The following is a 12584-nucleotide window of genomic DNA, read 5'->3' on the forward strand; positions in this document are numbered from 1 at the left end:
AAGATTTTCCAACGGTTACTGCGGGTACTCAGGTTCGGTCAGTGGCTAAGGCACTTATGATTCTGAATGTGCTTGCTGAGCACCAGCGGGAAATGTCTCTGGGTGACATAGCTAAGGAGATGCAGTTGGCTAAAAGTACAGCCTACGGCCTGTTGGCAACGTTAAGAGATTTTGGTTATATAGAGCAGTCCCCTTTGGATGGAAAATACCATCTAGGAATTCGACTCTTTGAAGTCGGGAATGTCGTTGCCAATAGCTGGGATGTGCGTCAAGTAGCTGTCCCATTCATTCAGACTCTGGTAGATGAACTGGGAGAAACCGTTCACCTGGTAGTTTTAGACAAAGGTGAGGTTTTGTATATCGATAAGCGGGAGAGTACAAAATCTTTAAGAATTGTCTCGCAAGTGGGTACACGATTGCCAGCTCACTGTACAGGGGTAGGCAAGGTTTTCTTGGCAAATCTTCCGATTGGTGAGGTAAGACGTATAATTGCCACCAAGGGTTTATCCCGCTATACCAAAAACACAATTACCGACTTCAGTCGCTTGGAAGAAGAGTTGAATCTAGTTAGACAACTGGGTTATGCAATGGATAATGAAGAAATTATGGAAAGCTTGCGTTGTGTAGCGGTACCATTGCGGGCTCATACTGGTAAAGTTTGTGCCGCGATTAGCGTATCTGGACCGTCGTCACGGTTTGACGGAGAACAACTTGAATCTATCGTGAACTTGATGGTTCGGATAGGACAGGAGATCTCGACAAGTCTGGGATATAGGTCATAAAAAAAATAAAGATATTATGAAGGAGGTGATTGCAATGGAGTTGCGAGAGTTTCTGTTAGAACCACTTAACAATCGTCACTGTCTCCCCATAAAGACAAAGATCGTTAAGCTGTCTTTGGGAAAATCAACGATTCAAGACCAGCAAAGCTCTCCTTTTGATGAGAACACCAAGCATCCATGTGTTGACACATCATGATGCCGTAGAGACGTACGTACACATTTTTGTTGAACGAGGCCGTCCTGATTCCAGCTTGTAATCTATTTTTTCGCGCTTGTTTGAACGCTCGATGGAAGGGCGACGCCTGTAAATCAAGGTCATTTTTCCAAGTTGCGAGATGTCTTTGTAAACAGCCGTATGTTGTCCAACCTATTGGTGTAGTAGGTACTCCCGTACTTTGCTACGGAACAAGGGTCGGAGCAGGAACAACGGGTAACGTAGGAAAGCGGACAACTCCACTTATTGAGATGTCGTGTGCTGTCATGACCGTTGGGTTTCATCTATAAGCCTATGGAGCAAATGGAAATGCCCTTCGGTGAAATCAGTATATCTCTACTAGTCGGCAGTTGAGATCAATAAACGGTTCGGTGTTTTGATGAACAAGTAGGTGATAAATGGCATCAGCATCATGAGCGGCATTCAACAGCATTTTATTCATCATGCCCAAGGTAAAACGTTGCTTGAATTCAACGGAACTGATGACAAGACTGACACATCATGCCTGGAAGCGGGCTGTAGTCTTGGATATAAAGGCAAGTCGTAGTTACTATTCGCAGCAGGCTGTTCCAGCTAGCAGCCCAAAGACGTTTGAAGAAGTAGAAAGTAACGCCGATTTCCGGCTTGGCATGAGAAAAAGAAGGTTACGAACGTAGCATAGAAGCCGGATCGCGAGGTTCAGGACCTTTGGCGGCATACTCATTCTGAAGTAGCGTGGTGATGTAAGACAAATCGGTTCTCCAGAATTTTACGACCAGCGGCCAGTCCTTGTTGACGATAACGAGAATAATGCTTACGGAGATGCTCTAGAACGAAATTTTAGTACTTTTCATGTAAAATCAGTAAAGACTCCAAATAGACTACCCAATATTATGCAAACGAAGGATATATATCTCTGTCATGCGATTATGGAGTCCGGTGTTTGAGAAAGTTAAGTGTTTCAGGTTGTATATTGAGGTTTTTGAAAAAATTAAATCACTCGAGAATTTCCAATTTATCTTTATAAAAACAAATATCTCCCACTAAAAGAGGGCGGAATGCTATAAGGTTGTTTCAAGGAAACTCTTGTCCCAACTGCCCGGCGAATGCCGAGAGTCAATTTTTAATAAAGGGAGGAAAAAGTACTATGGTTCAAGGTATGGGAATTATTCTAGGTATAGCTGTCCTTTATATTATCGTTACTACCCTGGTAGGCGTTCGGTCCATTAAGTACACTAAAAGCACTAGCAGCATGATGTCGGCCAAAGCGATGATGGGCCCGGCTGTGATAGGAATCTTGCTAATGTCTGAGTTTATCGGCACTGGGTCTACCCTGGGTACTGCTCAGACCGGTTTCGAGAAAGGTATCTGGGCTGCTTGGAATCTGGTTTCATTAGGTATCGGTTTCCTGTTCTACGCTTTCCTGTTGGCGCCCAAGATCCAGGCGTCAGGTGAATACACTATCTCCGGCGTGCTTAGTAAAACCTACGGAGATGGCATAAGGATCTTCGCCTCTGTCGTGATGATTCTGGCCCTGACTTTGGTTAACGTCTCTATGTACACCGGCGGTGGCGCGACCGTGGCCAAGCTGCTGGGAGTGTCCATCCCTACCGCTGTCCTATTATTGGCGGTGATTACCGTCATAATCGTGTCTCTGGGCGGTATCCGCGGCGTTGGTTACACCAACCTCATTCACGCCTCCTTCAAGTACATTGGTCTGATCGTGGTCGCTTTCGTGGCTTATGGGCTTCTAAAAGGAACCCCGAACGTTTCCCTGGCGCAGCTACCAGCTAAATACTGGACGGCTAAAAATATAGGCTACTCCACCCTTTTAGCTTGGACCCTGGCCAACATTGGCGCAGTGTTCTCCACTCAGTACGTTCTCCAAAGTATCTCGTCCTTGACCTCAGAAGCCGAGGCCAAGAAGGCTAGCCTGATCGCCGCCGTGACGATTGTACCCATCGGCTTTTTGGCAGCGTATGCGGGTATGTCTGCCAAGGTCTTATTTCCTACGATTAAGTCAGTTAATGCTATTCCCGAGTTCCTGGGCCACATGAGTCCGTGGTTGGCAGGCGTGGTAGTAGCCGGTATTCTAGCCGCGACCTTCGTGACCGTCTTGGCCTGCACTCTGGGTTCCACCGCCCTTGTCATGAAAGACTTCGTAATCCCCTTTGTTAAGCCCAGCGAAAAGGCTAGTCTGAATTGGAGCCGTAGCTTGGCGGTCGTCCTTGGCTTGGCAGCTGTGCCGTTTGCCCTGTTCGTACCCGCCTTGTTAAAGGTCGTGTTCTTCGCCCGGGCACTACGTACCATCCTAGCTGTTGTGGCAATCTTCGCCTTTTACGCCCCACGATACAATTCCAAGAAGGGAGCCATGTGGAGCCTGATCCTGTCCACGTTGGCTACCATCTTTTGGTTCGCTTTCATTAATAGCGGCCCACTGGGTAATGCTGTGGTGGCTGGTATTCAGCTTAAAACAATTGATAACATCTTTATCGCTGCGGTTGCCCCTGCGTTAATCCTAGTCATTGACCATTTCGTGGTTAAGAGAAAGCCTGAGTAAGACAAAAAGAAGATAATTGGGGAGGATGCTAAATGTTTAACAAGAGAAAAAGTGGGAAGTCATTAGTTGTATTTCTGATGGTTGGGCTATTAATAATATCTCTGGCAGGTTGCGGTGGTAAAAATAACGCACAGCAGGGCCAAGGAGACAAGAAAGACACAATTAACCTAAGATTAGCTAATGTCGTGCAGCCTGCTCATCCTATGAATGTAGCTGTAGAAAAGTTCGCTAAAAAGGTGCAAGAAAAGAGCAATGGACGCATCAAAATTACCGTTTATCCGGCAAGACAGTTAGGTGATGACCGCCAGCTGTTTGAACAGGTTCAGCAGGGTTCTTTGGATATGGCTGAAATATCAGCCGCGCCGATGAGTGGTACTACTCCACTGATGACGGCCTTGCAGATGCCATATTTGTTCACGAGTTGGGATCAATATGCTAAGGTTATCAAAGGTCCAGCTACCGAAAACCTCTTAAAAGGCTTGGAAAAGAATAATGTTAAGGGTTTGGCTGTGTATAACGCAGGCTTCCGTAATTTAGTTACCGTTAACAAGCCTGTTCAATCTCCGGTAGACCTGAAGGGTCTGAAATTCCGGACTGCTGAAACACCCTTGCACGTGGATATTTTCAAAGCTCTCGGAGCCAATCCTACTCCGATGCCTTACGGCGAAATTTACAGTGGCCTGCAGAATAAAGTAATTGACGGTTTGGAAATGGACTATAGCGCCATCTTAATGGAGAAACATTATGAGGTTGCCAAAAACATTACTGTAGAAAGACACTTTACCTGGCCTGCTGTTCTTATGATTAATACTGCCAAGTTTAATGCCCTGTCGCCGGAAGATCAGAAGATTATTCAGGAAGCGGCTAAAGAAGTCATCGATGAAAATATCAAGGATATTGAAAAGATTGAAAAAGATGCCGTTGACCAATTGAAGGCCAAAGGAGCGAAGATAACGGAACTTTCAGAGGCGGATGTGGCCAAATTTATCGAAGCAACTAAAGATGTAGAGCAAAAATACACCGCAGTGGATCCCTTGATTGCTGAATTTGTAAAGGCGGCCCGCAGTACAAAATAACAGCAAGACTTTTGGGGGGACTGGGTATTTCCCAGGCCCCCGTGTCTAATCAAACCAAAAGAAGGTGGAACAAGGCATGGGATATTTAGAAACAATCAGTAAGGGCTTGGACAAGCTTGCTAGGTGGATTGTTCAAATTAGTGTAGCGGTTATGACTCTAGCTATTGTAGCACAAGTAGTATGGCGTTACTTTTTACAGCACCCCTTAATTTGGACAGAAGAACTGGCGCGTTACGCTTTAGTCTGGATGTCCTTTATCGGTGCTGGCGTGGCCTTGAGGGCAAAGGAATTAGCTTATGTTGATTTGTTTATAAGTAAATTACCCATTAAAGCGCAAAAAAACGTATTTATACTTGTGGATATCACGAATACTGTATTAATCGGGTTTTTGTTGTATTATGGTTTACTGCTAATTGGTTTACCCAGTGTAACTATGCAAAAGTCACCAGCTATGAATATACCTATGAATTACGTTTATTTGGGGGTACCAGTGGGACTTGGAATTATGTTTGTCCAGTCAATTGTAAAGCTCGTAAAAATTTTGGCGGGGAGGTTAGGTGAATAAATGGCAATTATGGGTTTGACATTCATTGTCACTATTGTTATTGGCTTACCAATCGCCTTTGCCTTGGGAGCAACGGGTGTAATTCATGCTTTAAGTATGGGTGACCCTACGCTGTTAGCAATGCTGCCACAAAGAATGTACGCCGCGACTGATAGCTTTAGTCTGTTGGCGATTCCTCTTTTCGTTCTGGCAGGAGAACTAATGGGGTTTGGTGGGGTTACCGAAAAGTTAGCAGATATGGCCCGCGCGCTAATCGGTCATATCAGAGGAGGCATGGCTTATTCTACTGTTATCGTAGGTGTTTTCCTGGGGGCATTATTAGGATCAGCTAATGCTGCCGCCGCTCTTTTAGGTAAAGTAATGCATCCGGAAATGATTAAGGACGGTTATGATCCCTCTTTTAGCGCCTGTTTAACGTCGGCGACCTCAATTTTAGGACCTATCATTCCGCCCAGTATGATTTTCATTGTTTATGGTGTAGCGGCCAACCTCTCTATCGGTGAATTGTTCATGGCCGGTATCGTACCTGGCCTGTTAATTGCCCTATCCTACTTTATTATTATATGGACGACAGGCAAACGGGAAAACTGGAAGGTACAACCTAAAGTTAAACTGTCTGAAGTGGGTAAAAGTATTGTTAAAGCGTCTCCCGCATTGCTAGTACCGGTAGTTATTTTAGGGGGGATTTTAGGGGGGATTACTACCCCGACAGAAGCAGCGGCATCAGCTTCTGTAGTGGCTGTTATTTTGGGGACGGTAGTCTACAAAAAGTTAAAATGGGCTGATATACCGTTTATACTCGAACGAACCGGAGTTATTAGCGCTTCAATTATGATTATTGTAGCGATGGCCAATATTATGGGCTGGACTATGGCTCTAGACCAAGTTCCTCAGAAAATAGCAGAGTTTATGCTGTCCTTGACTACTAATAAGTATATGCTCTTGCTGTTAATCAACATTTTTCTTCTACTTGTAGGTATGGTGATGGAAACGGTAGCGGCCATCATTATCTTAGTACCGGTTTTTTTACCGATTATCACAGCTGTCGGAATTGACCCATTACACTTTGGAATGGTAGTAAGTATAAATTTAGTAATTGGGTTAATTACCCCTCCTGTTGGTGTAGCTTTGTTTACAACTTCAATTGTCACCAAGACACCTTTGGAAAAGATGATCAAACCTATCTGGGTATGGGTGGGCGCTGCTGTTGCAGTGTTAATGGTCATAACTTATGTTCCAGATTTGGTGACATTCTTACCTAACATGATTTTTAAACATTAAACTGTATTATGTATCTTCGAAATGTTGAGCCCGACAAAGGGTAATTTAGAGCAATGGACGGTGACTATATTGGCACATGTATTTCAATTACCAACGAAGATATTGTTTGGGATAGGTTCCATTAATGAATTGGGACGAGAAGCATTAGAATTCAATGCAAAGAAAGTCTTGGTAATTACCGACCCTGGAGTAGTTAAGGCTGAACTTCATAAAGGAATTATCGAGTCCTTAAACCGTTCCAGAATAGAAGTCCAAGTATTTGCAGAGGTTGAATCAGATCCAAGTATTGCTACTGCTGCCAAGGCAGCCGAACTAGCGAAGGAATTTTGTGCTGACGTGATAGTGGCTATTGGGGGAGGCAGCGTACTGGATGCTGCCAAATCCGCAGCGTTGTTGGTTACTAATAGCGGTAATTTGAAAGATTTTGCCGGAGTAAACAAGGTGAAATATCCTGGAATTCCGGTGATAGCAGTTCCTACAACTGCTGGTACTGGTAGTGAAGTTACAATTTTTGCAGTGATGAGTGATTCAGCAAATAATGAGAAGTTTACCATTTCCAGTCCCTTGATAGCACCAAGAGTAGCAGTTCTCGATCCTGCCCTTACTTTGACACTGCCTCGTGGGATTACGGCATCGACAGGTATGGATGCGTTGACCCATGCAATTGAAGCTTATACATCAACGAATGCACAGCCGGCCACAGATGGCTTAGCTTTGCAGGCTATAGAATTAATTAGTAAGAATTTGCGGGTTGCTGTGTGGCGTGGCGACAACATTCAAGCGCGAGGCAATATGCTACAAGCCTCATTACTGGCCGGTATCGCGTTTAATAACGCCTTTTTAGGTTTGAGCCATGCTATCGCCAGTCCGTTAGGAGCCCACTTCCATATTGCGCATGGCATAGCAAATGCTGTTATGCTTCCTTACGTGATGGAATACAACAGCGTTACTGCTGCCGATAAATTAGCTGTCGTTGCACGTCTAATGGACGTAAATGACAAAGAACTAAATACCCGCTCGTTAGCACGTCAAGCGGTTACCGCTGTTGAGGAATTGTGTAATGACATTGGAATCCCGAATAGGCTAAGGGATATTGGCGCTAAAGAAGATTTACTTCATGTGGTTGCCAGAGATGCATTAAAAAGTGTACAACTGAAATTTAATACTCGCGGCGCAAACGAAACAGATATTTTGGCATTACTGAAAAAAGCCTTTTAGATTGAAGTTGTCTATATGACGAATCCGTGGGGTGGTTTTTTTATAAAAAAGACTACCCCAAAAAATATCTAACAAAATCTATTGTTCGGGTGGTATCTCCACCGCCAAAAAGGTAAAGACAGATTTTAGTGGTAATCTAATGCAGCTGGAGGAGAGAACTTGATTATTACCGTGCAACTATATCCTCCTTTAAAATTTCCGGATGGTACGGAACGGAAACAAATGAAAGTTCAGGACGGATTTACAATTGGAGGTCTACTAGGTGAACTAAAAACCGGGAGAATCTTTGGCGACTATAGCGAGCAGGCGGTATTTGCTATCGTTGAGAATGACGTGGCTATCAATGACTACGTTTTACAAACTGGCCAAACCGTTAAAATTCTTATTCAAATGGCAGGAGGTTAAAAAGGCGATGGATAAAGTGTTAGGCGGTTATGCTGGTGAGATTTTGTGGGTAGATTTAACTAAACGGCAGTGGCATACCCAAAATGTTTCTGAAACAATGGCCAAAAAGTGGATCGGGGGCAGCGGTTGGGCGGTAGAAACACTCTTTCAGCGGGTGCCAGCCAATGCTGATGCACTGGGTCCAGAAAATATCCTTGGTTTCTTTACCGGTCCCTTAACCGGAACAGTAATACCGTCGTCGGGACGTCATTGTATTGCAGCTAAATCTCCACTAACTGGCATCTGGGGGGAAGCCAGTGTAGGCGGCACTTGGGGTAAAGCCCTTAAACGAGCAGGGTATGATGCTTTAATCCTTACTGGACAGGCTTCGGAACCGGTTTATTTGTGGATCAATGACGGGAGAGTCGAGATTCGCCCGGCTGGTTCTTTATGGGGTTTGGATACCTATGAGGTAGAGGAAGCAGTTCGGCAGCTGACCGATCCGAAAGCTGAAGTATGCTCAATAGGTCCTGCTGGAGAAAGGATGGCTAAGATCGCCGGTTTATTTACAGACGGCAGGGAAGGACGAACTGCTGCACGGTGTGGGTTGGGTGCTGTAGCAGGCTCAAAGAGGGTAAAGGCTATAGCTGTTTATGGCAATAATACCCCGGTTTTAGCTTATAAGGATGAGTTACTAAAACGAATTAAAGAAGTAGTCCCAGAGATCACTGAAAAAACGAAGGGTTTAACTAATTTTGGCACTCCAGTCCTAGTACTTCCTTGTGAACAGTTAGGAGATTTTCCAGTAAAGAATTGGACCGAAGGGTCATGGGAAGAAGGGGCTAAATCAATTAGTGGTCCCCGGCTTGCCGAGACATATTCGACTGGGCGCTTTCATTGTGCAGGTTGTCCAATAGGTTGTGGACGACGGGTGGCTATTGACAAGGGTCTTTATAACAGCGTGCGTGGCGCCGGCCCCGAATATGAGACGTTAGGCTTATTTGGCGGCTCCTGTCTTATAGATAATTTGGAAGCTATTTGTTATGCCAATGAGCTTTGTAACCGCTATGGAATAGATACTATCGAGGTGGGCAATCTTGTTGCATTCAGTATGGAGGCTTATGAAAAAGGGGTTATTGGCAAGCAGGATACAGGCGGGAGAGAGATTCGCTGGGGTGATGCTGAAGCATTAATTGGGTTGATTCAAGAAATGGGTGAAGGAACAGGATTTGGTGCTGTATTAGCAGAAGGATTTCCTGCCCTTGCCCAACGATACGGTGAAATTGTCAACGATATTGGTATGACTGCCAAAGGTTTAAGTTTTCCTGCTCATGACCCGAGGGCATATAACAGCCTTGCATTAGGGTATGCTACGGCTAACCGGGGAGCAGATCATTTAGAAGCCTTTAGTCACGCATTTGAACGCAACTTAACAATGCCTGATCTGGGAATCGCTGAATCATTCGATAGATTTTCCAGCCAGGGTAAAGGAGCGCTAGTTGCGAAGACACAGAACTTAATGATGGTATTTGACTCACTTGCAGTTTGTAAGTTTTTAATGACTGGGGGAATTACTCCAACTGTGTTAGCTGAATGGCTTTCTTTAGCGACCGGTTCGGAGTGGGATGTCGAAAGCTTAATGCGTATTGGAGAACGGATTTTCAATCTGAAGCGTCTTTATAACATCAAGTGTGGTGTGGACCGCAGTATGGATACATTGCCAGACCGTATTTTGAAAAACTCCCGGGCTACCGGCGGGGCTGCAAATAATTTACCGCCCCTTAATGAAATGTTGGATGAATACTATATTGCTAGGGGATGGGATTCTCAAGGTATCCCAACAGTAGATAAATTAAAAGAACTGGGATTAGTATAAAAAATTAGAAGGGCTGACCAAAAATGAAAGTAACTATTTGTTAATAATAACGAACGGAACATTTCGAAGTCAGTTGAATTTACAGGATTTAAAAATTAAAAATGAATGTTTTGGAAAGGAGGTAAGGTAAATTGACTGAAGATTTTCCGACGGTTACTGCGGGTACTCAGGTTCGGTCAGTGGCTAAAGCACTTATGATTCTGAATGTGCTTGCTGAGCACCAGCGGGAGATGTCTCTGGGAGACATAGCTAAGGAGATGCAGTTGGCTAAAAGTACAGCCTACGGACTATTGGCTACGTTAAGAGATTTTGGTTATATAGAGCAGTCCCCTTTGGACGGTAAATACCGTCTAGGAATTCGACTCTTTGAAGTTGGGAATATTGTTGCCAATAGCTGGGATGTGCGTCGAGTAGCTGCACCATTCATTCAAACTCTGGTAGATGGACTGGGAGAAACCGTTCACCTGGTAGTTTTAGACAAAGGTGAGGTTTTATATATCGATAAGCGAGAGAGTACAAAATCTTTAAGAATTGTCTCGCAAGTCGGTACACGGTTGCCAGCTCACTGTACTGGTGTAGGCAAGGTTTTCTTGGCAAATCTTCCGATTGATGAGGTAAGACGTATAATTGCCACCAAGGGTTTATCCCGCTATACCAAAAACACGATCACCGACTTCAGTCGGTTGGAAGAAGAGCTGAATCTAGTCAGAAAACAGGGTTATGCAATGGATAATGAAGAGATTATGGAAAGCTTGCGTTGTGTAGCAGTGCCGTTGCGGGATCATACTGGTAAAGTTTGTGCCGCGATTAGCGTATCTGGACCGTCGTCACGGTTTGACGGAGGGCAGCTTGAATCCATCGTGAACTTGATGGTTCGGATAGGACAGGAGATCTCGACTAGTCTGGGATATAGGGCCTAAGAAAGAGAAATGATATGAGGGAGGTGAATGCTATGGAGTTGAGAGAGTTTCTGTTTGAACCACTCAAAGAGAGGTCTTATTCGTTTTCGATCAGAACTCGAGAAAATGGAATACTGTCAGGAGTAGCTAGGGTAAACGAACTAGCGATTTCCCTCGGGTTGGAAGTTATTTCGGTGGCTCAGGAAGGATCGTTGCTAATTCCCGGTGCGGCGATATTTGCCGCGAGGGGCAATGCTGAGATGGTTACCAGGGCAGAGGAAACCCTTATGGGAGCCATTGGAAAACCTTCCGGAGTAGCCACTGCTGCTGCAAACGTAGTAAAAAAGGCCAGTCCGGTTAAAGTGGTTTGCGGTGCTTGGAAAAAGATAGGTCAGGCTACTAAGGGCGAACTACGCCAGGCGGTTATTACAGGTGGGGCAGGCCTTCGGATGTCCGAACAACCATTTGTCTATTTAGACAAAAACTATATTCGGATGTTTGGAGGAGTTAGCGCAGCCGTGGCTCGGGCAAAATTATTTGATCCGGATCGGCTAGTAGTTGCCCAATTGCGAGGGGAGGGGCAAGGTATTGTTGAAGAGGCTAGATCTGCAGTACAGGCTGGGGCAGGCATTTTGATGGTTGATACCGGTATTCTGGAAGATCTTAAGGCGGTTATGTCTACCGCTATAGCCGATGGCTGGCGAAAAAGTGTACAGTTGGCCTTTGCAGGCGGGGTGTCCGCGGAAGAATTAGCTGACATCGTAGCACTTAGGCCAGACATTATTGATGTTGGTCGGGCCATTCTTGATGCTCCGTTACTTGATTTTAGTCTTGATGTGGAAGGCGGGGACCGTTAATGATGGAATGGGATCTTTTGGAAAAAACCACCTTTTGGATCGATGATATTGACTTGGACAATGCTAACCTAGGTCAAGTTGCAGAAGTTGCTGCCCAAGCGCTGGGATTGCTGCCGGAGGAAGTGATGGTTGTTGACGTGCGACCGGGATTATTGGCTTTTGACATTTTGCAAAAGAAAGTCAAACCGGACGCGGTAGCTGGCAAAGGAGAATCTATTCTCCAAGGTTTGGCAAGTCTTCAGGGAGTCCTGATGGGGCCGAATGCAGCTATACATTCGGAAGGTGTTTTAGGATTTATTGCACTGGATCCAAAAGAAGTTGGAGAGGTGCTTAGAACTTCGGCAGATCAGGCTAGGCAGGTCAGCGAGGCGGTGGCTCGGAGAGCAATAGTCTTTGCTTCCGGTACAGAAGTAATAGCCGGTAAGATTGAGGATACAAATTCGCCGTATATAATGCAGCAACTAGAAAAACAGGGCTTCACCGCACGGTTTGGAGGGGTATTGGAAGACAATGCCAAGCTAGCGTCCGCTCGTATTGAGGAGGCTTTAGAAGCGGGTTTTGGTTTGGTGATAACAACTGGCGGAGTTGGGGCCGAAGATAAAGACTATAGTATAGAAGCTATCTTACGTTTGGATCCGCAAGCGTTCACACCGTGGATTTTGAAATTTACCCCGGACTACCGTCGCCATCACAAGGAGGGTGTACGCATAGCCGTGGGACAGATGGGCATTGCGCGTATAGTCGCCCTGCCTGGACCGCATGAAGAGGCAATTTTAGGATGTAATTCTCTTTTAACGGGACTAGCCCAGGGACTGGATGCTGAGTCGATAGCAGAGTCAATCGCCGCAGTAATAAGAGAGCGCTGGCGGCAAGCTATGAAAAACGGAGGGTAT

At 45.2% G+C, this 12584-nt stretch carries 13 protein-coding genes (1 of these 13 only partly in view); all 13 read left to right on the top strand.

The genetic code is table 11. From position 1 onward, the window contains the following. On the top strand, window positions 1-782 hold the 3' portion of the coding sequence (locus ACYQ3Q_RS25240; RefSeq protein WP_459931179.1) for an IclR family transcriptional regulator. The gene continues 7 nt to the left of window position 1, outside the view; the window shows 782 of its 789 coding nt (coding positions 8-789); its start codon lies off the left edge, out of view; the stop codon is at window positions 780-782. A gap of 34 nt (window positions 783-816) precedes the next feature. Further along, window positions 817-978, top strand: a complete 162-nt coding sequence (locus ACYQ3Q_RS25245; RefSeq protein WP_459931180.1) for a hypothetical protein — start codon at window positions 817-819, stop codon at window positions 976-978. A gap of 461 nt (window positions 979-1439) precedes the next feature. Continuing rightward, complete coding sequence (locus ACYQ3Q_RS25250) at window positions 1440-1652, top strand: hypothetical protein (protein WP_459931181.1); 213 nt, start codon at window positions 1440-1442, stop codon at window positions 1650-1652. A gap of 470 nt (window positions 1653-2122) precedes the next feature. Then, entirely contained in the window at window positions 2123-3535 is a 1413-nt protein-coding gene (locus tag ACYQ3Q_RS25255; RefSeq protein ID WP_459931182.1) for a sodium:solute symporter family protein, read from the top strand. 32 nt (window positions 3536-3567) lie between these two features. Next, entirely contained in the window at window positions 3568-4611 is a 1044-nt protein-coding gene (locus ACYQ3Q_RS25260) for a TRAP transporter substrate-binding protein (RefSeq protein ID WP_459931183.1), read from the top strand. Window positions 4612-4687: 76 nt separating this feature from the next. Beyond that, window positions 4688-5176 (top strand): TRAP transporter small permease, encoded by a 489-nt coding sequence (locus ACYQ3Q_RS25265; protein ID WP_459931184.1) that lies wholly within the window; start codon window positions 4688-4690, stop codon window positions 5174-5176. After that, window positions 5177-6457, top strand: coding sequence for a TRAP transporter large permease (locus ACYQ3Q_RS25270; protein WP_034143926.1), 1281 nt, complete (start codon window positions 5177-5179; stop codon window positions 6455-6457). A 60-nt stretch (window positions 6458-6517) separates the two neighbouring features. Further along, entirely contained in the window at window positions 6518-7675 is a 1158-nt protein-coding gene (locus tag ACYQ3Q_RS25275; protein ID WP_459931185.1) for an iron-containing alcohol dehydrogenase, read from the top strand. A gap of 159 nt (window positions 7676-7834) precedes the next feature. Further along, a complete protein-coding gene (locus ACYQ3Q_RS25280; RefSeq protein WP_459931186.1) occupies window positions 7835-8080 on the top strand; it encodes a ubiquitin family protein in 246 nt (81 codons plus the stop codon). Between the two features lie 7 nt (window positions 8081-8087). Continuing rightward, a complete protein-coding gene (locus ACYQ3Q_RS25285; RefSeq protein WP_459931187.1) occupies window positions 8088-9935 on the top strand; it encodes an aldehyde ferredoxin oxidoreductase family protein in 1848 nt (615 codons plus the stop codon). 131 nt (window positions 9936-10066) lie between these two features. Beyond that, window positions 10067-10855 (top strand): IclR family transcriptional regulator, encoded by a 789-nt coding sequence (locus ACYQ3Q_RS25290; protein ID WP_459931188.1) that lies wholly within the window; start codon window positions 10067-10069, stop codon window positions 10853-10855. 32 nt (window positions 10856-10887) lie between these two features. Beyond that, window positions 10888-11691, top strand: coding sequence for a nicotinate-nucleotide pyrophosphorylase (locus ACYQ3Q_RS25295; protein ID WP_459931189.1), 804 nt, complete (start codon window positions 10888-10890; stop codon window positions 11689-11691). Then, on the top strand, window positions 11691-12584 hold an 894-nt coding region (locus ACYQ3Q_RS25300; RefSeq protein ID WP_459931190.1), incomplete at its 3' end, for a molybdopterin-binding protein. The genes ACYQ3Q_RS25295 and ACYQ3Q_RS25300, both read left to right, overlap by 1 nt.

This window comes from Desulfosporosinus burensis (assembly GCF_054657535.1).